This window comes from Streptomyces sp. NBC_01012, from assembly GCF_045162755.1.
GTDB lineage: Bacteria > Actinomycetota > Actinomycetes > Streptomycetales > Streptomycetaceae > Streptomyces.
Window position 1 is genome coordinate 320,000 of record NZ_CP108688.1, and the last position, 25,860, is coordinate 345,859.

At 71.3% G+C, this 25,860-nt stretch carries 26 protein-coding genes; 12 read left to right on the forward strand and 14 right to left on the reverse strand.

Annotated elements, in window-relative coordinates:
• Positions 1-23 precede the first annotated feature (23 nt).
• Positions 24-644 (forward strand): YdcF family protein, encoded by a 621-nt coding sequence (locus OG623_RS01330; protein ID WP_406143487.1) that lies wholly within the window; start codon positions 24-26, stop codon positions 642-644.
• On the opposite strand, the gene OG623_RS01335 is transcribed toward OG623_RS01330, so the two are convergent.
• From OG623_RS01335 to OG623_RS01345, 3 genes are all read right to left on the reverse strand, one after another.
• The gene (locus OG623_RS01335) at positions 592-1,473 is read right to left on the reverse strand and encodes an SDR family NAD(P)-dependent oxidoreductase (RefSeq protein WP_406151624.1); all 882 of its coding nucleotides are present in this window, start codon (positions 1,471-1,473) and stop codon (positions 592-594) included. The genes OG623_RS01330 and OG623_RS01335 overlap by 53 nt on opposite strands.
• Positions 1,474-1,598: 125 nt before the next feature.
• On the reverse strand, positions 1,599-2,171 hold the full coding sequence (locus OG623_RS01340; protein ID WP_406143489.1) for a TetR/AcrR family transcriptional regulator: 573 nt from the start codon (positions 2,169-2,171) through the stop codon (positions 1,599-1,601).
• An 85-nt stretch (positions 2,172-2,256) separates the two neighbouring features.
• A complete protein-coding gene (locus OG623_RS01345) occupies positions 2,257-3,702 on the reverse strand; it encodes a dihydrolipoyl dehydrogenase family protein (RefSeq protein WP_406143491.1) in 1,446 nt (481 codons plus the stop codon).
• Between the two features lie 115 nt (positions 3,703-3,817).
• On the opposite strand from OG623_RS01345, the gene trxA reads away from it, so the two are divergent.
• Positions 3,818-4,213, forward strand: coding sequence for a thioredoxin (trxA, locus tag OG623_RS01350; protein ID WP_406143493.1), 396 nt, complete (start codon positions 3,818-3,820; stop codon positions 4,211-4,213).
• Between the two features lie 81 nt (positions 4,214-4,294).
• Here trxA and OG623_RS01355 read toward each other — a convergent pair whose 3' ends face one another.
• Together OG623_RS01355 and OG623_RS01360 are read right to left on the reverse strand one after the other, a co-directional pair.
• A complete protein-coding gene (locus OG623_RS01355) occupies positions 4,295-4,621 on the reverse strand; it encodes a hypothetical protein (RefSeq protein ID WP_406143495.1) in 327 nt (108 codons plus the stop codon).
• Positions 4,622-4,683: 62 nt separating this feature from the next.
• Positions 4,684-5,712, reverse strand: a complete 1,029-nt coding sequence (locus OG623_RS01360) for a LacI family DNA-binding transcriptional regulator (RefSeq protein WP_406143497.1) — start codon at positions 5,710-5,712, stop codon at positions 4,684-4,686.
• A gap of 223 nt (positions 5,713-5,935) precedes the next feature.
• Here OG623_RS01360 and OG623_RS01365 point away from each other — a divergent pair, with 223 nt between their 5' ends.
• The 7 genes from OG623_RS01365 (at position 5,936) to egtD (ending at position 14,012) form a co-directional block, all read left to right on the forward strand.
• Positions 5,936-7,480, forward strand: coding sequence for a Re/Si-specific NAD(P)(+) transhydrogenase subunit alpha (locus OG623_RS01365; protein ID WP_406151626.1), 1,545 nt, complete (start codon positions 5,936-5,938; stop codon positions 7,478-7,480).
• A gap of 1 nt (position 7,481) precedes the next feature.
• Complete coding sequence (gene pntB, locus OG623_RS01370; RefSeq protein WP_406143499.1) at positions 7,482-8,903, forward strand: Re/Si-specific NAD(P)(+) transhydrogenase subunit beta; 1,422 nt, start codon at positions 7,482-7,484, stop codon at positions 8,901-8,903.
• Positions 8,904-8,993: 90 nt separating this feature from the next.
• Positions 8,994-9,461 carry a type II toxin-antitoxin system PemK/MazF family toxin gene (locus tag OG623_RS01375; RefSeq protein WP_406143501.1) on the forward strand — a complete coding sequence of 156 codons (468 nt, stop codon included), beginning with the start codon at positions 8,994-8,996 and terminating at the stop codon, positions 9,459-9,461.
• A gap of 201 nt (positions 9,462-9,662) precedes the next feature.
• A complete protein-coding gene (egtA, locus tag OG623_RS01380; RefSeq protein WP_406143503.1) occupies positions 9,663-10,961 on the forward strand; it encodes an ergothioneine biosynthesis glutamate--cysteine ligase EgtA in 1,299 nt (432 codons plus the stop codon).
• Positions 10,958-12,298, forward strand: a complete 1,341-nt coding sequence (gene egtB / locus OG623_RS01385; RefSeq protein WP_406143505.1) for an ergothioneine biosynthesis protein EgtB — start codon at positions 10,958-10,960, stop codon at positions 12,296-12,298. Before egtA ends, egtB begins: the two co-directional genes overlap by 4 nt.
• Positions 12,298-13,053, forward strand: coding sequence for an ergothioneine biosynthesis protein EgtC (egtC, locus tag OG623_RS01390; RefSeq protein WP_406143507.1), 756 nt, complete (start codon positions 12,298-12,300; stop codon positions 13,051-13,053). The genes egtB and egtC overlap by 1 nt, the downstream gene beginning before the upstream one ends.
• Complete coding sequence (egtD, locus tag OG623_RS01395; RefSeq protein WP_406143509.1) at positions 13,050-14,012, forward strand: L-histidine N(alpha)-methyltransferase; 963 nt, start codon at positions 13,050-13,052, stop codon at positions 14,010-14,012. The genes egtC and egtD overlap by 4 nt, the downstream gene beginning before the upstream one ends.
• On the opposite strand, the gene OG623_RS01400 is transcribed toward egtD, so the two are convergent.
• The 3 genes from OG623_RS01400 to OG623_RS01410 all read right to left on the reverse strand — a co-directional run bounded on the left by OG623_RS01400 (position 13,955) and on the right by OG623_RS01410 (position 17,099).
• Entirely contained in the window at positions 13,955-14,821 is an 867-nt protein-coding gene (locus OG623_RS01400) for a lysophospholipid acyltransferase family protein (RefSeq protein ID WP_406143511.1), read from the reverse strand. The two genes, egtD and OG623_RS01400, sit on opposite strands and share 58 nt — an antisense overlap.
• The gene (locus OG623_RS01405; protein WP_406143513.1) at positions 14,818-15,642 is read right to left on the reverse strand and encodes a GNAT family N-acetyltransferase; all 825 of its coding nucleotides are present in this window, start codon (positions 15,640-15,642) and stop codon (positions 14,818-14,820) included. The genes OG623_RS01400 and OG623_RS01405 overlap by 4 nt, the downstream gene beginning before the upstream one ends.
• A gap of 203 nt (positions 15,643-15,845) precedes the next feature.
• Entirely contained in the window at positions 15,846-17,099 is a 1,254-nt protein-coding gene (locus tag OG623_RS01410; RefSeq protein WP_406143515.1) for an extracellular solute-binding protein, read from the reverse strand.
• Positions 17,100-17,303: 204 nt separating this feature from the next.
• Between OG623_RS01410 and OG623_RS01415 the strand changes: the two genes are divergently transcribed.
• Complete coding sequence (locus OG623_RS01415) at positions 17,304-17,519, forward strand: dodecin (RefSeq protein ID WP_406143517.1); 216 nt, start codon at positions 17,304-17,306, stop codon at positions 17,517-17,519.
• Between the two features lie 18 nt (positions 17,520-17,537).
• Here the strand turns inward: OG623_RS01415 and OG623_RS01420 are convergent, their stop codons facing one another.
• Positions 17,538-18,026: a hypothetical protein gene (locus tag OG623_RS01420; protein ID WP_406143519.1), complete on the reverse strand. Its 489-nt coding sequence runs from the start codon at positions 18,024-18,026 to the stop codon at positions 17,538-17,540.
• A gap of 61 nt (positions 18,027-18,087) precedes the next feature.
• Positions 18,088-18,414 (reverse strand): plasmid stabilization protein, encoded by a 327-nt coding sequence (locus OG623_RS01425; RefSeq protein ID WP_406143521.1) that lies wholly within the window; start codon positions 18,412-18,414, stop codon positions 18,088-18,090.
• A 225-nt stretch (positions 18,415-18,639) separates the two neighbouring features.
• Here OG623_RS01425 and OG623_RS01430 point away from each other — a divergent pair, with 225 nt between their 5' ends.
• Positions 18,640-18,831 carry a DUF6381 family protein gene (locus OG623_RS01430; RefSeq protein ID WP_362890968.1) on the forward strand — a complete coding sequence of 64 codons (192 nt, stop codon included), beginning with the start codon at positions 18,640-18,642 and terminating at the stop codon, positions 18,829-18,831.
• Positions 18,832-18,925: 94 nt separating this feature from the next.
• Positions 18,926-21,346: an ABC transporter gene (locus tag OG623_RS01435; RefSeq protein ID WP_406143523.1), complete on the forward strand. Its 2,421-nt coding sequence runs from the start codon at positions 18,926-18,928 to the stop codon at positions 21,344-21,346.
• A gap of 46 nt (positions 21,347-21,392) precedes the next feature.
• Here OG623_RS01435 and OG623_RS01440 read toward each other — a convergent pair whose 3' ends face one another.
• The 4 genes from OG623_RS01440 to OG623_RS01455 form a co-directional block, all read right to left on the reverse strand.
• The gene (locus tag OG623_RS01440) at positions 21,393-22,508 is read right to left on the reverse strand and encodes an SPFH domain-containing protein (protein ID WP_406143524.1); all 1,116 of its coding nucleotides are present in this window, start codon (positions 22,506-22,508) and stop codon (positions 21,393-21,395) included.
• A gap of 46 nt (positions 22,509-22,554) precedes the next feature.
• A complete protein-coding gene (locus OG623_RS01445; RefSeq protein WP_406143526.1) occupies positions 22,555-22,992 on the reverse strand; it encodes an NfeD family protein in 438 nt (145 codons plus the stop codon).
• Positions 22,993-23,128: 136 nt separating this feature from the next.
• Positions 23,129-23,914 (reverse strand): succinate dehydrogenase/fumarate reductase iron-sulfur subunit, encoded by a 786-nt coding sequence (locus OG623_RS01450; RefSeq protein WP_406143528.1) that lies wholly within the window; start codon positions 23,912-23,914, stop codon positions 23,129-23,131.
• Positions 23,911-25,860, reverse strand: a complete 1,950-nt coding sequence (locus OG623_RS01455; protein ID WP_406143530.1) for a fumarate reductase/succinate dehydrogenase flavoprotein subunit — start codon at positions 25,858-25,860, stop codon at positions 23,911-23,913. The genes OG623_RS01450 and OG623_RS01455 overlap by 4 nt, the downstream gene beginning before the upstream one ends.

The following is a 25,860-nucleotide window of genomic DNA, read 5'->3' on the forward strand; positions in this document are numbered from 1 at the left end:
CTGGGGTGCCCTAGAGTCACGGCATGCGACGAACGACAGGACTTGCGGTGGCCGGGGTCGCGGTCCTGGCCTGGGGCGAGTGGCTGAACCGGCGCTGGTCCCGGGCCCTGACGGGGAACGCGGGAGGCACCACCGAAGCGGTGGTGGTGCTGGGTTACCGGAACCCCGGAGCGACGGCGAACTTCATCAACCGCCGGCGCGTACGCATGGGGATCCGTTCCATCAGCGCCGACCGCGCGCGTGAGACCCGCCTGATCTTCAGCGGGGGCGCGGCCGCCGGCTCCATCGCGGAGGCCCGGTTGCTGGCCGACTACGCGAAGTCGGTGCTCGACTTCGACGGCACGGTGCTCATCGAGGACCGGTCCAGAACGACCTGGGAGAACATCACCAACGTGATCCCGCTGCTCGAGGACGTCGACCGCATCAAGATCGCCTCCCAGCCGGCCCACGCCCTCAAGGCCCGGGCGTACTTGCTACGACAGCGCCCCGACCTCGCCGAGAGACTCGTACGCGCGGACGACTACCGCCTCGGCGAATGGACCGTCGCCAAACCGCTGCTGGCCCTGTACGGGCTCCGGACACTGCGCGGCCTCACACGCGCCGGGCATCGTGATCCTCGCCCGTGGGAGCCAACTCCCGGCTGAGCCTGAGCACGTTCTCCGCGATCCGGGGATCCGCGGCACCGCGGAAGAGAGGGACGGGCCGGGCCTCGGACCCGATGACGAGGCCGGTCCGCCCGTCGAGCGAGACATCGGTGGCGGCGAAGACGGACGACCTGGCGGCCGTCGACGCGGAGCCGGAGGTGGAGCGTTCGAAGACTCGGCGGACCAGCGGCCACAGCAGGCGCAGCGGCGGGGAGACGATCTTCGGTGAGGTCATGGTGCCGTCCGTCATCCCGGTGGCGGCCCCGCCGGGATCGGCCGCGAAGACCGACACCCCGGTATCGCGGAGGCGTTCGGCCAGGTGCAGGGTGTAGGCCAGGTTGGCGAGCTTGGCCCTGCCGTACCGGTGGAAGCCGTAGTAGCCGCCCGGAGGTTCCACGGCGTCGAAGTCGCGCTTGGCGGCCCTGACCGCGGCTGAGGTGACATTGACGATCCGGCTCGGCGCGTCCGCCCGGAGCCGGTCGAGCAGCAGCTCGGTCAGCAGGTACGGCGAGAGGTGATTGACGGCGAACGACGCCTCGATACCCTCGACGGTTCGCTGTCGTTCGGCGAACATCGCACCGACGTTGTTGACCAGCACCCCCAGCGGCCCTTCGGCCGCCAGTCGCGCGGCCAGCGCACGGACATCGTCGAGCGATGCCAGGTCGGCGGCCACGAATCGCGGTGTGCCGCCGCGCGCGGACTCCGCGATCTCCCGGACGGCGCTCGCCCCTCGCTCGGGGTTACGTCCGACCACCGTGACGGCGTAGCCGTGGTGGGCGAGCCCCTTCGCGGTCTCCAGACCGATGCCCCCGGTACCTGCCGTCACTATCGCCCGTCGACTCACTTGGACCCGCCCCTTCGCCGCCACACAACCGGATAACTATCCGTTTCGATGCGGCACGCTAACACATACGGATAGCTATCCGGTTTGGGGTGGGTGACGGGATACCGCGGTCAGCGCGGCGGGCGCAGGCCTTCCAGCAGAACGTCGAGGTAGAGATCCCTGACGTCGCCGCTGCCGGAGCGCACCGCGTGTCCCACGCCGCACAGCAGACGGCGTACGTCCTCGGCCCCGACGGACCCCCGGACCGCTCCGGCCAGGCGGGCGCCGTCCAGCAGGCTCATGACCGTCCGGTCGAGCTCGGCCTTCATCTGCGAGGTCCGCACGTCGGCATCGCCCGCGGACTCCAGCACGGTCGCGAAGTCGGGGTCGTCCAGCATCCGGTCGAGCGTGAAGCGCAGCAGCCGGCGCAGGCCCGTCATCGGGTCCTCCACGGCTGCCGCCGCCTCTGCCTCTTCGAGCAGCTCCCGGAAGCGTTCCGCCGAGAGCGCCTCCACCAGCGCATGCCGATTGGGGAAGTGCCGGTAGACCGTCCCGACGCCCACTCCGGCGAGCCGGGCGACGGTGTTCAGCTGAAGCGAGTTGTCACCGGCGGTCAACTGCCCGCGGGCGACCTGGAGGATCCGGGCACGATTGCGCGCGGCATCGGCCCTCAGCTCCTTCTCCTGCCCCGCTCGCGGTGTCACCACCCCAGCATAGGCAGCCGCCGCACGGTCGATCACCGTCCCCGCTCCGCCCAAGGCCCGGCCGGCCAGGGCGGAGTGAGAAGCCCTAGCCTCGGTACCCCTCCAGCAGCCGCAGCCACACCTCGCTGATCGTCGGGTAGGCGGGCACCGCGTGCCACAGCCGCCCGATGGGGACCTCACCCGCGACGGCGATCGTCGCCGAGTGCAGGAGTTCACCGATGCCGGGGCCGACGAAGGTGACGCCGAGCAGGATCTCGCGGTCCAGGTCGACGACCATCCTGGCCCGCCCCTTGTAGCCCTGCGCGTACAGGCCGGAGCCCGCGACCGCGGCCAGGTCCTGGTCGACGGCGCGGACCCGGTGGCCCGCGGCTTCCGCCTCGGCGAGCGTGAGGCCGACCGACGCGGCCTCCGGGTCCGTGAAGACGACCTGGGGGACGGCGGCGTGGTCGGCGGTGGCCGCGTGCGCGCCCCAGGGGGCGGTCTCCAGCGGAGGGACGCCCTGCGCACGGGCCGCCATCGCGGCTCCCGCGATACGGGCCTGGTACTTGCCCTGGTGGGTGAGGAGAGCGCGGTGGTTGACGTCTCCGACCGCGTACAGCCAGTCGCTGCCCTCCACACGGCAGCTGTCGTCCACGTCGAGCCATGACCCGGGGCTGAGGCCCACCGTGTCGAGGCCGAGGTCGTCGGTGCGTGGGGCACGGCCGGTGGCGAAGAGGATCTCGTCGGTCTCCAGCCGTTGCCCGTCGTCCAGCTCGACGGTGACCGGCCCGTCGTGTCCCGCCCTGCTCACCCGGGTGGCCGAGACCCCGGTCAGGATCCGCGCCCCGGCCTCGGTCAGCGCCTCCGCGACCAGCTCACCCGCGAAGGGCTCCATCTTCGGGAGCAGCCTGCTGCCACGGATCAGCATCGTCACCTCGGCGCCGAGCCCCTGCCAGACGGTGGCCATCTCCACCCCGACGACTCCCCCGCCCACCACGACGAGCCGGTCCGGGACCTCCTTGGCGCTGGTCGCCTCGCGGCTGGTCCACGGCCGGACGTCGGCGACACCGGGCAGCGCGGGGACCACGGCCCGGCTCCCGGTGCAGACGGCGACGGCGTGCCGGGCGGTGAGGTGCCGTACGGATCCGTCGGCGGCCGTGACGGACACCTGCCGGACTCCCGTCAGCCGGCCCACGCCGCGGTAGATGTCCGCGCCGATACCGTCCAGCCACCCGACCTGGCCGTCGTCCTTCCAGTGCGAGGCCTCGTCGTCACGGTGGGCGAGCACGGCGTCCGCGTCGAGCGGTCCCTGCACCGCGCCGCTGAGACCGGGTACGCGGCGCGCGTCGGCGCGTGCGACGACCGGGCGGAGCAGGGCCTTGCTGGGCATGCACGCCCAGTACGAACACTCGCCGCCGATGAGCTCGGACTCGATCACCGCGGTGCTCAGCCCGGCGGCCCTGGCACGGTCCGCCACGTTCTCCCCCACGGGGCCCGCCCCGATGACCAGGACGTCGTACTCGCTTTCCCGCACACCATCATCATCAGTCATGCGAACAGTGTGCTCGTGGGTGTGCGCAGCGGCCACATGGGCAGGCGGAATAGCGCAAGTGACGTCACCGTTGTGCCCCACAGGTCCGAACGGTCCCAGGAAGAGGTATCAGAGTATGAGCACCGTAGAGCTCACCAAGGAAAACTTCGATCAGGTCGTGAGCGAGAACGAGTTTCTGCTGATCGACTTCTGGGCTTCCTGGTGTGGTCCGTGCAAGCAGTTCGCCCCGGTCTACGACTCGGCGTCCGAGCGCCACCCCGACCTGGTATTCGCCAAGGTCGACACGGAGGCGCAGCAGGAGCTGGCGGCTGCCTTCGAGATCCGGTCCATCCCGACGCTGATGATCGTCCGTGAAAACGTGGCGGTCTTCTCGCAGCCGGGGGCGCTCCCCGAGTCGGCGTTGGAGGATGTCATCGGTCAGGCGCGCAACCTGGACATGGACGAGGTACGCAAGTCCGTCGAGGAGCAGAAGCAGGCGCAGCAGGGCCAGGCACAGCAGGAGCAGCAGTAGTCCCTGTCCATGTGCGACAGACGGGATGAAGGCCCGGCCGTTCGAACGGCCGGGCCTTCGTCATGCGGCGGCGGAACCGGTTCAGCTGTCTGTGCCCGCCTGCCCCGGATCGGTCCGCTCCGCCCCGGCCTCCCGCTGCTCCGTCCCCCGGATCCGGTCGGCGATCCTGGCCGTCAGCCCGACGTCCAGCTCCGCGCCGTCCACCAGCAGCGCTTCCACCGTGTGCGAGGCGGGGTCGATGTCCGCCTCCATGCCGTTCCCGGTGTAGCGCGGATAGCCCGACGCCCCCGTGTCCCCGGTGGCCGCCACGACCGCTGAGCGGATGGCGGTGCCTGGCGCCGGCGCCTCGGGGACGGGCTCCTCCGGTTCCGGGAACAGCAGGATCTCGTAGCTCTGCGGATGGCTCATGCCGTCGACGCTAGACATCCGCGGCCACCCGCGCATGTCGCAACGCCGCCCGGCGCACCCGGTCAGCTGGATTCACGTGGCACAGCCGCGGCACGCAGCAGTTCGTGGCGCTCCGGCGCGCCACCGGGATTCCGTACCAGACGGTCGATCATCTCGGCCGGTGACTGCGCGGTCGCCAGTTCCAGGGTGACGCTGCTGAGCCGGGGCCGCAGAAGCCTGCCGAGCATCAGATCGTCGGCGCCGACCATCGCCGTCTCGACGGGTACGTCGATCCCGGCGTCCTGGAGTGCCCGCATCAGCAGCATCGCGTATTCGTCGTTGTACGCGAACACGGCGTCCAGACCCAGCGTCCGCCAGCGGGCTGCGAGCTCCTGGGCCGACTCCTCCGCGTACCGCAGGGGCAGCGGCCTGACCTGGGCGTCCGCATCGGACTCCTCCACCGCGCGCACCGCTCCGGCCAGCCGTGGTTCGGCGAACAGCGCGAGACCGGGCTCCTGGGGCATGACCACCCCGACCCTGCGCCGTCCGCGCGCGAGCAGATGCCGCACGGCGCAGCCGCCGACCTCGCGCTGGTCCATGACCAGGGCGTGCGCGCCCTCCACCGGTTGCGGGCCCAGCGTGATCACGGCCTTGGCCCCGGAGCGGGTGAGCACCCCTGTGCCGTACGCGGTGAGGGTGATGCTCCCGGGCGACACGACGGCGACGGGGCGCAGTTCCGCCCACGCCCTGGCCGCCTCGTCGGCGTCCAGGCCGGCGCTGCCGTACTGCACGACGGTGTAGTCGAGGCGGCGCAGACCCGACTCGAGCCCGGCGAAGAAGCGCTGGTAGGCGGGCCCCGCCTGGGCCTGCCCCGCGGGCAGCAGCACCATCCCGGTGTGCCCGGCCCGAAGGCTCCGGGCCGCCGCGTGCGGGACGTAGCCGAGGTCCGCGGCGGCCTCTCTGACCCGGCGGCGGGTGGATTCACTGATCCGCACGCTCGTGTTGTTGTTCAGTACGTAGGACACGGTGGCCCGGGACACTCCTGCGAGTCGCGCCACATCGGCGCTGGTCGGTACGGAGATGCCCGCGGGCTGCTCGGATAACTGGCTCATGGCGTCCGGCAGTCTTCCAGACCACGACGACGTGTCGACGGGCCGGGGGCGGCTGCCTGTGGTGGGCTCAACAATCCGCCCCTCCTGCACTGATCGCCTGCCTAATCGCGTGTGAGGCGTGAAACTGGTCTGGTGCAGGCCGAGTTGTGTTACCGACACAGAGACCGGCACAGAATTCTCCCCCGCACAGCTTCCATGCGTGAAGGACCTGAAGGAGTCGACGATGCTCATCGGAGTGCCCCGCGAACCGGCCGGGGAGACGCGGGCAGCCGCGACCCCCGCGACGGTCGGACAGCTGAAGGGCCTGGGCTACGAGGTGGTGGTCGCGGCCGGGGCAGGTGAGCTCTCCGCCTTCGGCGACACCGCGTACGCCGAGGCGGGGGCCCGGATCGGCACCGACGACGAGGCGTGGGCGGCCGAAGTCGTCCTCCGCGTCAACGGCCCCTCGCTCGACGAGATCACCCGGCCCAAGGACGGCGCCACGCTCGTCTCGACGCTGGCGCCGGCCGCCAACCCCGAACTGATCGACGCACTCGCCTCCCGCAAGGTCACGGTGCTCGCGATGGACGCGGTACCGCGCATCAGCCGCGCGCAGTCGCTCGACGTGCTCTCCTCGATGGCCAACATCGCCGGCTATCGCGCGGTCGTCGAGGCGGCCCACCAGTTCCGCCGCTTCTTCACCGGACAGGTGACGGCCGCGGGCAAGGTTCCGCCCGCGAAGGTGCTCGTCGCCGGTGCCGGGGTCGCGGGTCTGGCCGCGATCGGCGCCGCGTCGTCGCTGGGTGCGATCGTACGGGCCACCGACCCACGCCCCGAGGTCGCCGACCAGGTGGCATCGCTGGGCGGCGAGTATCTCCCCGTCGTCGTCGCGGAGGAGGCCCAGCAGTCGACGGACGGCTACGCGAAGGCGACGTCCGAGCGCTACAACGAGGCTGCCGCCCGGCTCTACACCGAGCAGGCCGCGGACGTCGACATCATCATCACCACCGCGCTGGTCCAGGGCCGTCCCGCGCCTCGGCTGATCACCGCGGCCGACGTGGCGTCGATGAAGCCGGGCAGCGTCATCGTCGACATGGCAGCGGGCATGGGCGGCAACGTCGAGGGGAGCGTCGCGGGCGAGAAGGTCGTCACCGCCGGCGGCGTCACGATCCTGGGTTACACCGATCTCGCCGGCCGTCTCCCCACCCAGGCGAGCCAGTTGTACGGCACCAACCTCGTCAACCTGATGAAGCTGCTGACCCCGGGCAAGGACGGCCGGCTCGTGCTCGACCTCGATGACGAGGTGCAGCGCGGGATCACCGTCGTACGCGAGGGTGAGAAGCTGTGGCCGCCGCCGCCCGTCCAGGTGTCGGCGGCGCCGGTGGCGGCCCCCACGACCGTGGCAGCCGTTCAGCCGGCCGCGCAGGAGACGAAGCACCTCTCCCGGGGCGCGAAGCTCGGTCTCGTCCTCGCCGGCCTGGCCGCCTTCTTCCTCGTCAACACCTTCGCCCCGGCGCCCTTACCCCAGCACTTCACCGTGCTGTCACTCGCGGTCGTCATCGGCTACTACGTCATCGGCAAGGTGGCTCACGCGCTGCACACCCCGCTGATGTCGGTCACCAACGCGATCTCCGGCGTCATCGTCGTCGGAGCGCTCCTCCAGGTCGGCATGGACCACACGCCGATCCAGATCATGGCCGGCATCGCCATCCTGCTCGCCTCCATCAACATCTTCGGCGGCTTCGCCGTCACCCGGCGCATGCTCGCCATGTTCTCGAAGGGTGCCTGACATGTCCGCCGGCTCGATCGCGACCGCGGCCTACCTGGTCGCGGCCCTCCTGTTCGTCCTCAGCCTCGCGGGGCTCTCCAAGAACGAGTCCGCCAGAGGGGGCCTGACCTACGGGGTGATCGGCATGGCCGTCGCCCTGGCCGCCACCATCGGTCTGTGCCTGCACGACTCGACCGCACGCGGCCGGGTCGTGGTGATCCTGGTGGCCGCCGTCGTCATCGGCGCGGCCATCGGTCTGTGGCGGGCCCGGGTCGTGCAGATGACCGGTATGCCCGAACTGATCGCGCTTCTCCACTCCTTCGTCGGTCTGGCGGCCGTGCTGGTCGGCTGGGCGTCGTACGTCGAGGTCGAACGCGAGGGCCTGGCGACCTTCACCGGGTCCCTGCTGCGCATCCATCACGCCGAGGTCCTCATCGGCATCTTCATCGGCGCGGTCACCTTCACCGGCTCGGTCGTCGCCTACCTCAAGCTGAGCGCGAAGATCAAGTCGGCGCCGCTCGTCCTGCCGGGCAAGAACGTCCTCAACCTGGGCGCGCTCGTCGCCTTCGCCGCGCTGACCGTGCGCTTCGTGATCTCCCCGGACGCGTGGCCGATCATCGCGGCCACCGCCGTCGCGCTGCTCTTCGGCTGGCACCTGGTCGCCTCCATCGGCGGCGGCGACATGCCGGTCGTGGTCTCGATGCTCAACAGCTACTCGGGCTGGGCGGCCGCGGCCTCGGGCTTCCTGCTCGACAACGACCTGCTGATCGTCACCGGTGCGCTCGTCGGCTCCAGCGGTGCGTATCTCTCGTACATCATGTGCCGGGCGATGAACCGCTCCTTCCTCTCGGTCATCGCCGGTGGCTTCGGCATCGAGGCCGGCCCTTCGGGCGACGTCGAGCAGGGCGAGCACCGTGAGATCACCGCGGAGGAGACCGCGGAGCTGCTGACCGCTGCCTCACGCGTCGTGATCACACCGGGCTACGGCATGGCCGTCGCGCAGGCGCAGTACCCGGTGGCCGACCTCACCCGCACCCTGCGCGAGCGGGGCGTCGACGTCCGCTTCGGCATCCACCCGGTCGCCGGCCGTCTGCCGGGCCACATGAACGTGCTCCTGGCCGAGGCGAAGGTGCCCTACGACATCGTGCTCGAGATGGACGAGATCAACGACGACCTGGCCGACACCGACGTCGTCCTGGTCATCGGCGCCAACGACACCGTGAACCCGGCCGCCCTGGAGGACCCGGGCAGCCCCATCGCCGGCATGCCGGTCCTGCGCGTGTGGGAGGCGCGGAAGGCCATCGTCTTCAAGCGGTCGATGGCCGTCGGTTACGCGGGCGTGCAGAACCCGCTCTTCTTCCGGGAGAACACGCAGATGCTCTTCGGTAACGCCAGGACGAAGGTCGAGGAAATCCTCCACGCGTTGCAGCGGGTGCCGGTCTGACGGTGTGTCGATCCCGTACGCCGGCCACCGCGCGGCACGTTCCGGCGACCCGCTCCACGGATCCGGCCGTACAGGTTCTACGGTATTGCGATGACGTTCCAGCACACCAATCACAGCAGCGACAGCACGACCGACTTCCCCGGCCGCAGCGGTCCGGCCGCCACCACGGAGGCCGAACCGCTCGAGGTGGGGCCCGTCCGCACCTCGTACGCCCCCGACCGCGACGGCGATCCCGACCCCGGCGAAATCGTCTGGACCTGGGTGCCGTTCGAGGAGAACGACGGCCGGGGCAAGGACCGGCCGGTTCTCGTCGTGGCCAGGGAGGAGCGTGGCACGCTCCTGGCGGTGCAGCTGTCCAGCAAGCAGCATGACGGAGACCACGAGTGGGTCTCCCTGGGCGCGGGGCCGTGGGACAGCTCGGGGCGGCCGTCCTGGGTGGACCTGGACCGGGTCCTTCGGCTGCACGAGGACGGGATGCGGCGCGAGGCCTGTGCGCTGGACCGGGGCAGGTTCGACCTGGTCGTGGGGCGGCTGCGGGAGCGCTACGGCTGGAACTGACCGCCGGCCGGGGAGGGCCGTGCCCCGGCGTGACGGCGCCCGGCCGGGCGCTCGTGCGGGTGCGCCCGTGTGGTGCATACGGGGCATGCTGGACGCCGTGACGGCATGGGCGCGACCGGTTCCGGGCGCGCAGGGGCACCCTTGTGCGAAATCCCGGTAAGGGTTTGGGTGGGAAGGAAGCACCCGAAGAGGAGGCCCAGCATGCCCCCGGAAACTCTCGGTCAGCACGGCCCGCCCGTCGAGGCGGCGCCGCTCGGTGAGGAAGAGGCGGAGGATCTGCTCCGCGGCATATGTTTCAAGACCGGGCCGCCCCGGACGGTCGGTGTGGAGCTCGAATGGCTCATCCACGACCGTGAACATCCCGAGGACGCCGTCTCCCCCGACCGGCTCCGCGCCGCGGCCGACGCCGTCCGCGCCACCCCGCTGGACGCCGCCCTGACCTTCGAGCCCGGGGGCCAGCTGGAGCTCAGCTCCCGGCCGGCGGAGTCCCTGATGGCGTGCGTCGACGCCGCGGCCACCGATCTGGCGTCCGTACGCGACACGCTCGACCAGGCCGGGCTGACCCTGGCCGGCCTGGGCGTGGACCCGTGGCATCCACCGCGCCGGCTGCTCAGGGAACCGCGCTACGACGCCATGGAGGCGGCGCTGGACCGCTCGGGCACCGAGGGCCGCGCCATGATGTGCACCTCCGCGTCCGTCCAGGTCTGCCTGGACGCCGGTGAGGAGGAGCCCGGCCCGCTGGGTTACGGGCGGCGCTGGCAGCTCGGTCATCTGCTGGGCGCGGTCCTGGTCGCCGCGTTCGCCAATTCGCCGTACCGGGAGGGCCGGCGCACCGGCTGGCGGTCCACGCGCCAGGCGCTGTGGGCCGGACTCGATCCGCACAGGACGCTCGCGCCGCAGGGCCGTCTCGCGCCCCGGGACGCCTGGACCACACATGTGCTCGCCACGCCGGTGATGTGCGTCCGGAACGACGACGGGCCCTGGGCCGTACCCGAGGGTCTGACGTTCCGGGACTGGATCAGGGGCGGTGGTCCGAGGCCGCCGGTGCGGGCCGATCTCGACTATCACCTCACCACGCTGTTCCCGCCGATGCGCCCGCGCGGCCACCTTGAACTGCGCATGATCGACGCCCAGTCCGGCACCGACGGCTGGCTCGTCCCGCTGGCCGTCACCACCGCTCTGTTCGACGACCCGGAGGCGGCGGAGACCGTGTACCGCACCGTGAAGCCTCTCGCCGAGACCGCGGGGCTGCCTGCCGCGCCCCGCAACCCGCTCTGGACGGCCGCCGCCCGTGACGGCCTCAGCGATCCGGAGCTGGCGGCCGCGGCGCTCGCCTGCTTCACGGCCGCGCTGGAGGCGCTGCCGAGGATCGGGGCGAGTGACCACGTCATCGCGACGGTTGCCGCCTTCCATGACCGCTATGTGGCCCGGGGCCGATGTCCGGCCGACGATTTCCCCGACCCGGCGCAGGTCCCGTACGGAAAGGGCTTGGTCCGATGACAGACACCTCTGCTCCGCACCCCGGCGGGGAACTCGACGCGGAGACGCTCCGCGAGCGGGCCCTGGCCGCGCTTCTCACCGCCCGCGAGCGCACCGCACTGCTCACCGACAGCGTCGACGACCACGATCTCACGGCGCAGCACTCCCCCCTGATGTCACCCCTGGTGTGGGACCTGGCGCACATCGGGAACCAGGAGGAGCTGTGGTTGCTGCGGGCCGTGGGAGGCCGCGACGCGATGCGCCCCGAGATCGACGGGCTGTACGACGCCTTCGAGCACTCCCGGGCCAGCCGGCCCTCACTGCCCCTGCTGGCACCCGCCGAGGCACGGACGTACGCCGCCGATGTGCGCGGCAGGGCACTGGACATCCTCGGTGGCGCGCCGCTGCACGGCGGGGGCCGCCCGCTGGAGCGGGCCGGGTTCGCCTTCGGCATGGTCGCCCAGCACGAACAGCAGCACGACGAAACGATGCTGATCACCCATCAGCTGCGTTCGGGGCCTGCGGTGCTCAACGCCCCCGAGCCCCCGGAGCCCGTCTCTCCCGTCCCGCTTCCCTCCGAAGTGCTGGTTCCTGGAGGTCCGTTCACCATGGGGACCTCCACCGAGCCCTGGGCCCTGGACAACGAACGTCCCGCGCACCGGCGCGAGGTGGCCGCGTTCCACATCGACACCGCCCCGGTCACCTGCGGTGCCTACCAGCGCTTCATCGAGGACGGCGGCTACACCGAGGAGCGCTGGTGGGCGCCCGAGGGCTGGGCCATGGTGCGTGAACACGAGCTGACCGCACCCCTGTTCTGGCACCGTGACGCCGGTCAGTGGCTGCGGCGGCGCTTCGGGGTGACCGAGCCCGTGCGGGCGGACGAGCCGGTGCTCCACGTCAGCTGGTACGAGGCGGACGCGTACGCCCGCTGGGCGGGCCGGCGTCTGCCGACCGAGCCGGAGTGGGAGAAGGCCGCCCGGCACGACCCCGCGTCGGGGCGTTCGCTGCGCTATCCGTGGGGCGACGAGGACCCGACACCCGAGCGGGCCAATCTGGGCCAGCGCCATCTGCGGCCCGCGGCGGCCGGAGCGTACCCGGGCGGCCGCTCGCCTGCGGGCGCCGGCCAGCTGATCGGGGACGTGTGGGAGTGGACGTCGAGCGACTTCCTGCCGTACCCGGGCTTCGCCGCGTTCCCGTACCGCGAGTACTCGGAGGTGTTCTTCGGTCCTGGGCACAAGGTGCTCCGCGGTGGTTCGTTCGCCGTCGACGCGGTGGCCTGCCGGGGCACCTTCCGCAACTGGGACCTTCCCGTCCGGCGGCAGATCTTCTCCGGTCTCCGTACGGCGAGGGACGCCTGATGTGCCGTCATATCGCTTATGTGGGGCCTCCGGTGGCACTGGGCGAGGTGCTGTCCTCGCCCTCCCACGGGCTGGTGCGCCAGTCCTGGGAGCCCCGGCGTCAGCGGTCGGGCACGGTCAACGCCGACGGGTTCGGTGTCGGCTGGTACGCGGACGGGGACCCGGTGCCCGGCCGCTACCGCCGTGCGGGACCGGTCTGGGGCGACGAGACCTTCGCCGATCTGGCCCGGGTGGTGCGCAGCACGGCGCTGCTCGCCGCGGTCCGTGACGCGACGTTCGCCGGGGCGGACGGGGAGGCCGCCGCGGCTCCCTTCGCGGACGGACGGCTGCTGTTCAGCCACAACGGCGCGGTGCGGGGCTGGCCCGGCTCGCTGGCGCCGCTGGCCGGGGAGCTGCCGCCCGAGAGGCTGCTGGCCCTGGCGGCGCGGAGCGACTCGGCGCTGATCTGGGCGCTGGTGCTCCACCGGGTGGCTCAGGGTGACGAGACGGCGCGGGCGGTCGCCGACACGGTGCGCGACATCGGCGCGGTCGCCCCCGGTTCACGACTCAATCTGCTGCTCACCGACGGCTCCAGGATCGTGGCGACCACCTGGGGCGACTCCCTCTGGTATCTCCACGAGGCGGGCCGCCGCACCGTGGTGGCCTCGGAGCCGTACGACGACGATCCGCACTGGCGCGAGGTCGCCGACCGCACTCTGCTGACCGCGACGCGCGACGACGTCCTGCTGACCCCGCTCAAGGAGCCCACCGCGTGAGTCCCTTCCTGCTGACCCGCACCCTGCCCGCCGACGCGACGGACGCGGCACTGCGCGCCGATGTGCTCGGCGGTCTGACGCGGCACCCGAAGACGCTGCCGCCCAAGTGGTTCTACGACGCGCGCGGCAGTGATCTGTTCGAGGAGATCACCCGGCTGGACGAGTACTACCCGACGCGTGCCGAGCGGGAGATCCTGATCGCCCGCGCCGGGGAGATCGCGGCGGCCTCCGGGGCGCGGACCCTGATCGAGCTGGGGTCGGGTTCGTCGGACAAGACGAGGCATCTGCTGGAAGCGCTGCCTGAGCTGGACACGTACGTACCGGTCGATGTCAGTGAGAGCGCGCTCGCCGGCGCGGCCGACGCACTGCTCGCCGAGCGTCCCGAGCTCTCCGTGCACGCACTCGTCGCGGACTTCACGCATGTCCTGGAGCTGCCCGAGAGCCCCGGGCCGCGGCTGGTGGTGTTCCTCGGCGGGACGCTGGGCAATCTGCTCCCGGCGGAGCGCGCGGAGTTCCTGCGGTCGGTACGCGCGCGGCTCGCGCCGGGTGACGGACTGCTGCTGGGCACGGACCTGGTCAAGGACGAGGCGACCCTCGTCGCGGCGTACGACGACGCGGCGGGGGTGACGGCCGCGTTCAACAAGAACGTGCTGGCCGTGGTGAACCGGGAGCTGGGGGCGGACTTCCCGCCCGACGACTTCGCCCATGTGGCGCTCTGGGATCCGGACAACGAGTGGATCGAGATGCGGCTGCGTGCCCGCAGGGCGCTGACGGTCAAGATCCGGGAGCTGGATCTGGTGGTGCGGTTCGACGAGGGTGAGGAGCTGCGCACGGAGGTCTCGGCGAAGTTCCGTGAGGACAGGGTGCGGGACGAGCTGGCGGCGGCCGGCCTGCGGCTGGATCAGTGGTGGACGGATGAGGCGGGCAGGTTCGCGCTGTCGCTGGCGACGGCCGACTGAGCCGCCCGTGCCAGGCCCCGCCGTCCGGTCCCGCCGCCGCCCCGGACGGCGGGGACGGCAGGGACGGCGGGGAGCTGAGGCAGGACATGGATCTCGGCGGTGAGCCCCGCGGCGGTCACCACGCGCCACAGCGATGCGGCCAGCGGATCGTCCCCGACGAACGCGGCGGCACCCGCCGCGTTCGCCGTCGCCGTGCGGTAACGGATGCGGACCGGGCGAACGGCGGAGCCGGCGTCGATCGCCGCCTGGAAGGCGGCGGCCCTGAACCGGCCGCCGCCGCTCCGGCCGCACCAGGTGCTGCCCTGCGGGAACACCGCGACCCGTGACCCGGACGCCAGCGCCCCGGCGAGGGCCCGCACCGCGTCCGGCAGGGCCCGCAGCCGGTCCCGCTCGATGAACAGGGTGCCGCCCAGGGCGGCGAGCGGCCCGAGCAGCGGCCAGGTCCTTATCTCGCTCTTGGCGACCATGCGGGCGGGGAACACCCCGGCCACGAGCGGGATGTCCAGCCACGAGACGTGGTTGGCGACGACGAGCTCGCCCGCCGGTGGCCGGCCCCGGCCCACGGGGAGCCCGGTGACCCGGACGCGTACGCCGAAGGCGCGCACCACCGCACGGGCCCACCGGCGGACCAGCAGGTCGCGCCAGGCCGGTCCCAGGAGCAGCACCGCCGGCACGCTCAGCACCCCGAGGAGGGTGAGGGAGCACCCGGCGACGAGCAGGGCGACGGCGTGCGGTGTCGGGCGCCGGGCGCCCTCGTGGTGTGCGCAGTCGCGCGGGGTGCAGGGGGCGACGGGCAGCCAGGCGCTCATCGCAGCGGGGCCAGGGACAGGAAGTGGCGCAGATAGCGCGGGTCCGTGCGGTGCATCGGGAGCAGGACGTAGAGGTCGGCGACGTCGAAGTCCGGGTCGTGGGCGGGCGCTCCGCAGACCCAGGCGCCGAGGCGGAGATAGCCGCGCAGCAGCGGCGGAAGTCCGGCGCGGCCGCCCGCCCCGCCGCCGGGGTGTCCCGTGGTGTCCCAGAGGCGGTGCGGGGTGACCCAGTACTCCTCGGGGGCGAGGTTGTGGGCCCGTACGGTGTCCCAGCTCCTCGCGGCCAGCGCCCCTCCGTCGGCCAGCGGTATGGAGCAGCAGCCGGCCAGCCAGCTGTGCCCGGTGCGCTCCATGTAGCGGGCCAGGCCCGCCCAGATCAGGGCGATGACGGCGCCGTCCCGGTGGGCGGGGTGGACGCAGGACCTGCCCACCTCGACGAGGTCGTCGCGGATCGGGGCGAGCCGGCCGAGGTCGAACTCGCCCTCCGCGTAGAGGCCGCCCGCCGGCTTGGCTCCTTCGGGCGGCAGCAGCCGGTAGGTGGCGACGACCTCTCCGGTGGCCACCTCGCGCACCAGCAGGTGGTCGCAGTACGCGTCGAAGGCGTCGATGTCCAGACCGGGTTCGGTGCTGTCGAGCCGGGCGCCCAGCTCACCTGCGAACACGAGGTGCCGCAGGCGCTGGGCGGCGCGTACGTCGTCCTCGCAGGTGGCCAGGGAGACCCGGTAGCCCGAGGGGGCGTCGGCGGTGGCCGGACGCTGAGCGGGCACATCGGCGGGAGTGAGGGGTGCGGGGGCTGAGGAGGTGAGCGGCAGCACGGTCATGGCGGTCTCCGGGGGACGGATCAGCGGGGGCCGGCTGCCGCCGCGGGGGTGCGACGGCCCGGCCCCCTACTTCTTCCGTGACCGGCTGGATTCGACATGACCGCCGTGGAGCGAGGGGATGTGCGACGGCTGAATCCCCGGGTCGCCGCGGATCGCAGGCGCCGGTCAGCCGTTCCGTTCAGCGGTTACGGTCACCGTTCCGTTCAGCCGGTGATCAGCTTGGAGGTGATGCTGTCGGACGCCTTCCTGGCTTCCTCCGCCGGATCTCCGCCCTCCAGCACCGCCGTCATGTACGGCTTGATCGGGTTGTCCTCCTCGACGGCCGGCCAGTAGGGCGAGTTGGGGGTGGCGCGGCCCTCGGTGGCGCCCCGCGCCATCGCCGCGGTCCCTTCCTGGCCTTCGACGGCCTTCGCGAGGGCGGGCTTGTTCGGTACGTAGCTCATGGCGCGGGCGAGTTCGGTCTGCCACTTCTCCCCCGCGAGTGCCTTCACCACGTCGATGCCCTCGCTCCGCCGGTCGGCGCCCTCGGGCACGATCAGGTCGGACCCTCCGGTGAAGACGGCGCCGGGCTTCCTGGTGCTCTTGCCGGGGATGGGGAAGTAGCCCAGTTTCCCTTTGAGTTCGGGGTTCTGCTGTGCGATGAGCGCGGCGCTGCCGGGCACGGCGATGATCTGGGCGACGTTCCCCTCCGCGAACACATCGGTCTCCGGGGGCGTCTGCTCGTCGGCGTCCTTGGGGCCGGCGCCGAGTGCCTGGAGCGTCGTGTAGAAGTCCATGCCGCGCAGGGCGGCCGGCGAGTCGAGCGCGCCCTCCCAGTCGCCGCCGCCCTCGTCGGCGAGCTCACCGCCCTCGTCCCAGATGAACCCGGCGAGCACGTACCAGTTCTGCCCGGCGAGATAGATGCCCTGCCGGCCCGCGGTGTTCAGCCGCTCGCTGATGTCCACCCACTCCGCGCGGGTCCTGGGGGGTTCGGTGATCCCGGCCTCCTCGAAGAGGTCCTTGTTGTAGATCACGACGCGGTTGGCCGCGTACCAGGGGATTCCGTACTGTCCGCCGTTGACCTTGCCCGGGTCGGCGAGTCCCGGCAGCCAGTCGTCGCCGCCCAGGTCGCGTATCGACTCCAGGGTGAGATCGCGCAGCTTGCCACTCTGCGCGTACTGGGCGACCTGGGTGTTGCCGACCTCGATGACGTCGGGTGCGTCATCGGACCCGAGCGCCTTGAGCACCTTCGGGCCGATGCCTCCCCACTCCTGGAGGGTGAACTCCAGTTCGATCGATGGGTGCTCGGACTCGTACGACTCCTTGAAGCGGTCGAGGAAGCTCTCGGAGGCGCTGCCCTTCATCAGCCACACCGTCACCGTGCTGCTGCCCGCGCCCGTGCCGGGCAGGTAGCCGCAGCCGCTCAGCGTGACGACGGAAACGAGCGCGACGGCTCCGGCCAGTTTGCGGATCTTCACGGGTGTCACCTTCTGCGGAACGGCACAACGACATGACAGGACCCGGGTGGGGGACTGCGGGCGGCGCTCGCACGGGCGTATGGAGCGGAGTTTGGTATGGACCAATGAGCAGGTCAAGCCCCGCCGGGCCTCGAATCGCGGGAGCGGACACCTCGCGCGCCACCACGGAGTGAGGCACCGTGGAACCACGAAAGGAGACATTAGATGTCTAATCACACCTACCGGGTCACCGAGATCGTAGGAACCTCCGAGGAGGGTCTGGACGCGGCGATCCGGAACGGCGTCGCACGAGCTTCCGAAACGTTGCACAATCTCGACTGGTTCGAGATGACGCAGGTCCGGGGCCATATCGAGGACGGGCGCATCGCCCACTACCAGGTGGGACTCAAGGTCGGCTTCCGGCTCGACGAGGACGCCTGACCCGTCCGGACGGTCCTGTCAGGTACGTCCCTCGCGCTCCTGCGCGTCCTTCAGTGAGGGAGAAGCCACGGCCCACCGGGCGCGGACGACCGTGAACCCGGCCTTCTCGGCCGCATCGCACACCAGCTCGTCGTCGTCGACGAGCACGCGCACCTCTCGCTTCCGGGCCAGCTGTTCAAGAATCTCCAGCTTGGTGCGGCGGGCCGGCCGCCGGTCGGCATCGCGCCGCATGTGCACACTGCCCCTCGGCAGCCCCTGCCGCTCCAGCCAGGCCAGGGTGTCCCTGCGGCACCGCTCCGGCCTGCCGGTCAGATAGACGACCTCGCACTCCTCGGCGCTCGCCAGGGCCAGGCTCACGCCCTCCTCCAGCGGAGGATCATGGGGTGCGGCCGAGAAGAACCCGTTCCAGTCGCGCCGCGAACCCTCGAGGAAGTGCTGCCGATGGCCGCTGTCGGCGAGCGTGCCGTCAAGGTCGAATACGGCCAGCGGCCGGGTGTCGTCACTCACGACACCCAGCTTACGAGCGCGGGTGAGCCCGTAGGGGAACGCGGAGGTCGCTGGAGGGCGTTCAGCGCCCCAGGGCCTTGCGCAGCTGCTCCTTGTTCATCGAGGAACGGCCCTCGATGTTGCGCTTCCTGGCCTCCTCGTACATCTGGTCCCTGGTCGGCCCCTGCGCTCCGCTGTGCGAGCGCATCCCACCGCGCTCGGAGGCCGACTTGGGGTCCTTGACCGATGTGCGGCTGGCGCTGCGGGACTCCCCCGAGCGGGCCCGCTCCTTGTTGACGGTGCGCGCCGCGATCTCCTCGGCCCGCTTCGTGGACGTGCCGCGCTTCTCGGCACCCTCCTTGACGTGCTCGTACTGGCGCTCGCGCTTGGGGCTTGATCCTGCGGGCATGGCACTTCTCCCTCATGGTCGGAGCCGCCGACGGACTCGTCGGCGGCCTCACCGGCGGACTCACCGGCGGACGACGGTGGTGACCCGCCGCACCCACCACCCCACACCTTCGCCCTCACGCCTGCCGGACGGGAGGTCCGAACGGGGCACGGCGCTCGAGATGCAGACGGGCCCCGCCGCTGTTTCGCTGAAGGGGTCCGCTCCCCCACAGATCCAGGAGTGATCATGAGCGTTGCAGGTGAGTCAGGCGGCCGTGCCCAGCAGCTGCGTGCCAAGGCCCAGGAACTCAACGAGGCCGCGGAGCGCGCCACCGATCCGGAGCAGCGCCGGCGCCTCCAGGACAAGGCCCGCCGTCTCCGGGAGCAGGGCGAGCAGGAGAGCTCCATGACGGACCGCGGCATGGACCCGATGGTGTAGGTCCGCCCCCGCGCTGCCGGTGGTGCTTCCGCGTGCGGGAGGATCGCCGGCAGAAGCATGTCCCCTCCACCGATCCCCACGGAGCCGCACGCCGATGTCCACCCCCCATGATCCGTACGTCCGGGTACGCGGTGCGCGTGAGCACAATCTGCGCGACGTGGACGTCGACATTCCACGCGACAGCCTCGTGGTCTTCACCGGGGTCTCCGGCTCGGGGAAGTCCTCCCTGGCGTTCGGGACGGTCTACGCGGAGGCCCAGCGCCGGTACTTCGAGTCCGTCGCGCCGTACGCCCGGCGGCTGATCCACCAGGTCGGCGCGCCCGACGTCGGGGAGATCACCGGCCTGCCTCCCGCCGTGTCCCTGGAACAGCGGCGCTCGGCGCCCGGGTCACGCTCCTCGGTGGGTACGGTCACCACCCTGTCCAACTCCCTGCGCATGCTCTTCTCGCGTGCCGGTGACTATTCGCCGGGCGCCGAACGCCTCGACTCGGACTCCTTCTCACCGAACACGGCTGCCGGCGCGTGCCCCGAGTGCCACGGCCTGGGGCTGATCCACCGCACCACCGAGGAACTGCTCGTCCCCGACCCGTCGTTGTCCGTCCGGGAGGGTGCGATCGCCGCCTGGCCCGGAGCCTGGCAGGGCAAGAATCTGCGCGATGTGCTGGACGCGCTCGGATACGACATCGAGCGGCCCTGGCGGGAGCTGGCGCCCGCGGACCGCGAGTGGATCCTGTTCACCGACGAGCAGCCGGTGGTGACGGTCCATCCGGTACGCGACGCGGGCCGCATCCAACGCCCGTACCAGGGTACGTACATGAGCGCGCGCCGCTATGTGATGCACACGTTCGCGGATTCCAGGAGCCGGGCGCTGCGGGCGAAGGCGGAGCGTTTCCTGACGAGCGCGCCGTGTCCGGTGTGCGGGGGTGGCCGGCTGCGGCCGGAGGCCATGGCGGTCACGTTCGCCGGCCGTACGATCGCCGACTTCGTCGCGCTGCCGCTCACCGCCCTGACCGAGGTGCTGCTGGAGGCGGGCGGCGCGAGTGACACGGCACGGGTGCTGACAGCTGACCTGCTGGCCAGGATCGGACCTGTCACCGAGCTGGGGCTCGGCTATCTCAGCCTCGACCGTACGGCCCCGACGCTGTCCTCGGGCGAACTGCAGAGGCTGCGGCTCGCCACCCAGCTGCGCTCGGGTCTGTTCGGCGTCGTCTACGTACTGGACGAGCCGTCGGCAGGCCTGCACCCGGCCGACACCGAGGCACTGCTCGGGGTGCTGGGCAGGCTCAGAGAGGCCGGCAACTCGGTGTTCGTGGTGGAGCACCAGATGGATGTGGTGCGGCAGGCCGACTGGCTGGTGGATGTGGGCCCACTGGCCGGTGAACACGGGGGCCGGGTCCTGCACAGCGGTCCTCCGGCGGAGCTCGCCGGGGTCGCCGGATCCGCCACGCGGCGCTTTCTCTTCGACGAGGACCCGGCGCCGGCGCGGGAGCCGCGCACCCCGTCGGGTTGGATCACGCTGCGCGGGGTCGACCTGCACAATGTGCACGGCATCGATGCCGCGTTCCCCCTCGGTGTGCTGACGGCGGTCACGGGTGTGTCGGGTTCCGGCAAGTCGACGCTGGTCGGCCAGGTGCTGGCGGGGGTGCTCGCCGACCGGCGGACGGCGGAGGCCGGGGAGGATCCTGCCGCGCCGGTGGTGCGGGGGTGCGCGTCCGCGGAGGGCCTGGACGCGGTGGACCGGCTCGTGCAGGTCGACCAGCGGCCCATCGGCCGTACACCCCGGTCCAACCTGGCCACCTACACCGGGCTGTTCGACGTCGTGCGGAAGCTGTTCGCCGAGACGGAGACGGCGCGGGGCCGGGGGTACCGGGCGGGCCGGTTCTCGTTCAATGTGGCGGGCGGTCGGTGCGAGACCTGCCAGGGCGAGGGGTTCGTCTCGGTCGAACTGCTCTTCCTGCCCAGTACGTACGCACCCTGCCCCGACTGTCACGGCGCGCGCTACAACCCGCGGACGCTGGACGTCACCCTGCGCGGGCTGACGATCGCCGAGGTGCTGGACCTGACCGTGGAGGCGGCGGCCGACTTCCTCGCCGGGACTCCGGCGGCCGAGCGCAGTCTGCGGGCGCTGCTGGACGTGGGGCTCGGCTATCTGCGTCTGGGCCAGCCCGCGACGGAACTCTCGGGCGGCGAGGCGCAGCGGATCAAGCTCGCCACGGAGCTCCAGCGTGCCCGGCGCGGTCACACGCTCTATCTGCTGGACGAGCCGACGACGGGGCTGCATCCGGCCGATGTGGAGGTGCTGACGCGGCAGTTGCACGGGCTGGTGGACGCGGGGAACACGGTGGTGGTCGTCGAGCACGACATGGCCGTGGTGGCCGGCGCCGACCGGGTGATCGACCTGGGCCCCGGGGGCGGTGACCGTGGCGGCCGGATCGTCGCCACCGGCACACCCCAGGAGGTCGCCCGCGCGGCGGGGAGCCGCACGGCCGGCTACCTGGCGAAGGCGCTCGGGTAGCCGGCCGGCGGGGGCGCGCCAGGACCGGCCGGCGCGGGGTGCGGGCTCAGTCGCCGGATGTCCGGCCCCGGCCCGGCAGCTGGGACGACTGTGCGGCCTGCGCCTCCGCCTTCGCGTCGTTCACCGCGGCGGCAGCCTGTTTCTTGGCCTCGTCGGTGGCCTTGGCCGCGTCGAGCGAGAGAGCCGACGGGGCGTTGAGTCCCGGCGTCCCGCCGGGGCCCGACACCTCCTCGGCCTCGTCGGCCTCGGTGAGCGCTTCGTCGGCCTGGGCGGCCGGCGACGTACCACCCTTCGACTCGTCGGTGAACGCGCTGGTGACCGTCCTGATCGCCTCGGTCAGTTCGCCCGGGATCACCCAGAAGGTGTTGTTGTCGCTGCTCGCCAGGTGAGGAAGCGTCTCGAGATACTTGTAGGCGAGGACCTTGGCGTCCGCGTTGTTGCGGTGGACGGACTGGAAGACGAGCTCCACGGCCTTCGCCTCGCCGTCCGCCCGTAGGATCGTGGCCTGCTGGGTGCCCTGGGCCTCCAGGATGTCCTTCTGCCTCGTGCCTTCCGCAGTGAGGATCTTGGCCTGCCGCTCCCCCTCCGCGTGCAGGATGGCCGCGCGCTTGTCGCGCTCGGCACGCATCTGCTTCTCCATCGCCTCCTTGATGGTGTTCGGCGGGTCGATGGCCTTGATCTCGACGCGGTTGACCCGGATGCCCCACTTGCCGGTGGCGTCGTCGAGGACGGCCCGGAGCCGGGCGTTGATCTCCTCACGCGAGGTGAGCGTGCCCTCCAGGTCCAAGGAGCCGATGACATTCCTCAGCGTGGTGACGGTGAGCTGATCGATCGCGTGCAGATAGTCGGCGACCTCGTAGGCCGCCGACCGCGGGTCGGTGATCTGGTAGTAGAGCACGGTGTCGATGTTCACCACGAGGTTGTCCTCGGTGATCACCGGCTTGGGCTCGGACGAGTAGACCTGCTCGCGCACGTCGAGTTTGGAATTGATGCGGTCCGCCACCGGCAGGACCAGGTTCAGGCCCGGCTGCAATGTCCTGCGGTACCGGCCGAACCGTTCGACGTTGTAGCGGCGCGCCTGCGGGACGATCCGCACGGTCGACGCCACGAGAAAGATGACGACGATGGCCGCCACGAGAATGGGGATGACAACGGGATCCACAATGCCTCCGTCGCTCTGCGTTCAGCGGGTCACTGCGTTCAGCCGGTCACGGGAGGAGCTCTCTGGGGTAGACGACAGCGGTGGCACCGTCGATCTCCATGACGTCGACCCGGGCGCCCACCGGGATCACGAGGTCCTCGTCGAAGGCGCGGGCGGACCACTCCTCACCGGCGAGTTTGATCAGGCCGTGGGTGCCGGTGACCTCCCGCACGACCTCCGCCTGCTTGCCGATCAGCGCGTCGCTGCCCTCACGTGTGAGCGGTTGCTGGGCCATATGGCGCAGTGCGACGGGGCGGACGAGGAGGAGCCCCAGCGCCGCGGCGCCCGCCAGGGCCACGAGCTGGCCCAGGAGCCCGACGCCGACACCGGCGACCACGGCGGCGACCAGCGCGGCGCCGGCGAGCAGCCCGAGTACCAGGGTCAGGGTGAAGAACTCCGCGGCACCCAGCGCCGCGGCGGCGAGCAGCCAGAGGAACCACGGCATCGGGTCACCCGCCCTCCTTCAGGGGCCTACCTTCCCTTCCAAAGTACCGTGCGGAACCCCGGGAAGGGTCGGGCAGGACGGGCCTGATTCCTGCGGTCCGGGGGATCCACCCGTACACGGAGCGATGGCGGGCGGGTCAGCGGCGCACCTTGCGGTTGGCGCGCAGCCACTCCTTGTTCATGGCTGTGATCGACGGCAGCGGGATGCCCTTGGGGCAGGCCGTGGCGCATTCGCCGGTCAGCGTGCAGCCGCCGAAGCCCTCGTCGTCCATGGTGGCGACCATGTCGAGCACCCTGGTCTCGCGCTCGGGCGCGCCCTGCGGGAGCACATTGAGGTGGTTGATCTTGGCGGAGGTGAAGAGCATCGCCGAGCCGTTCGGGCAGGCGGCGACGCAGGCGCCGCAGCCGATGCACTCGGCGTGCTCGAAGGCCGAGTCGGCGTCCGGCTTGGGCACCGGGGTGGCGTGCGCGTCAGGCGCGGTGCCGGTGGGCGCCGAGATGTAGCCGCCCGCCTGGATGATCCGGTCGAAGGAGGAGCGGTCGACGACGAGGTCCTTGACGACCGGGAAGGCCGAGGCGCGCCAGGGTTCGATGTCGATGGTGTCGCCGTCCTGGAAGGACCGCATGTGGAGCTGGCAGGTGGTCGTCCTTCCCCAAGCTCTCGAATCCGCTTGAGCAGGGGAGACCCCACTCGGGCCGTGGGCGTCGCCGTTGATGACGAGGCTGCAGGCACCGCAGATGCCCTCACGGCAGTCGTGGTCGAAGGCGACGGGCTCGTCCCCGCCGAGGATGAGCTCCTCGTTGAGGGTGTCGAGCATCTCCAGGAACGACATGTCCTGGGAGATGCCGTCGACTTCGTAGGTGGCCATGGCGCCGGGCGCCTCGGCGTTCTGCTGGCGCCAGACGCGCAGGGTGAGCTTCATGCGTAGCTCCGCTGAGTGGGGTGGACGTACTCGAAGACGAGGTCTTCCTTGTGCAGGACGGGGGCCTCGCCGGTGGCGCTGAACTCCCAGGCCGCCGCGTAGGAGAACTCCTCGTCGCGGCGGGCGGCCTCGCCGTCGGGGGTCTGGGACTCCTCACGGAAGTGGCCGCCGCAGGACTCGGCGCGGTGCAGGGCGTCGAGGCACATGAGCTCGGCGAGCTCCAGGTAGTCGACGACGCGGTTGGCCTTCTCCAGCGACTGGTTGAACTGTTCGCCGGTGCCGGGCACCTTGATGCGGCGCCAGAACTCCTCACGGATACGCGGGATCCGGTCGAGAGCCGTGCGCAGGCCCTCCTCGGTGCGGGCCATCCCGCAGAACTCCCACATGAGTTCGCCGATCTCCCGGTGGAAGGAGTCCGGGGTACGGTCCCCGTCGACCGCGAGGAGGAGGTTGAGCCGGTCCTCGGTCTCGGCGAGTGCCTCGGTGACCGCCGGGTGGCCGGCGTCGATCTCCTCGCTGTGCGGGTTGCGGGCGAGGTAGTCGTTGATGGTCGACGGCAGGACGAAGTAGCCGTCGGCGAGGCCCTGCATCAGTGCGGAGGCACCGAGTCGGTTGGCTCCGTGGTCGGAGAAGTTGGCCTCGCCCACGGCGAAGAGGCCGGGGATCGTGGTCTGCAGGTCGTAGTCGACCCAGAGGCCACCCATCGTGTAATGCACGGCGGGGTAGATGCGCATCGGCGTCTCGTACGGGTTCTCCGCCGTGATCCGCGCGTACATGTCGAAGAGGTTGCCGTACTTCTCCTCGACCGCCCTGCGGCCCATGCGCGCGATGGCCTCGGCGAAGTCGAGGTAGACGCCCTGGCCGCCGGGGCCGACGCCACGGCCCTCGTCGCAGACGTTCTTCGCGGCGCGCGAGGCGATGTCGCGGGGCACGAGGTTGCCGAAGGCCGGGTAGATCCGCTCCAGGTAGTAGTCCCGCTCGTCCTCCGGGATCTGGTTGGCGGGGCGGTCGTCGCCCTTGGCCTTCGGGACCCAGATGCGTCCGTCGTTGCGCAGCGACTCGCTCATCAGGGTGAGCTTCGACTGGTGGTCGCCGGTACGCGGGATGCAGGTGGGGTGGATCTGGGTGAAGCAGGGGTTCGCGAAGTACGCGCCGCGCCGGTGGGCGCGCCAGATCGCGGTGGCGTTGGAGTTCATGGCGTTCGTCGACAGGTAGAAGACGTTGCCGTAGCCACCACTGGCCAGGACGACCGCGTCGGCGAAGTAGGTGTCGGTCTTCCCGGTGACGAGGTCGCGGGCCACGATGCCGCGGGCCTTGCCGTCGACGACGATCAGGTCGAGCATCTCGGTGCGGGAGTGCAGTTCGACGTTGCCCGCGGCGATCTGGCGGGAGAGCGCCTGGTAGGCGCCGAGGAGCAGCTGCTGCCCCGTCTGGCCGCGGGCGTAGAAGGTGCGGGAGACCTGGACGCCGCCGAAGGAGCGGTTGTCGAGGAGACCGCCGTACTCGCGGGCGAAGGGGACGCCCTGGGCGACGCACTGGTCGATGATCTCCACCGAGATCTCGGCCAGCCGGTGGACGTTGGACTCCCGGGCGCGGAAGTCCCCGCCCTTGACGGTGTCGTAGAAGAGGCGGTGCACGGAGTCGCCGTCGTTGCGGTAGTTCTTGGCCGCGTTGATGCCGCCCTGCGCTGCGACGGAGTGGGCTCGCCTGGGCGAGTCCTGGAAGCAGAACTGGACGACGTGGTAGCCCTGTTCGGCGAGGGTCGCACCGGCCGAGCCGCCCGCTAGGCCGGTGCCGACGACGATGACGGTGTGCTTGCGGCGGTTGGCGGGGTTGACGAGCTTCGCCTCGAAGCGGCGGGTGTCCCAGCGGTCGGCGACGGGGCCCTCGGGCGCCTTGGTGTCGACGACGGGTTCGCCCGTGCGGTAGTTCGTGTAGTCGCTCAT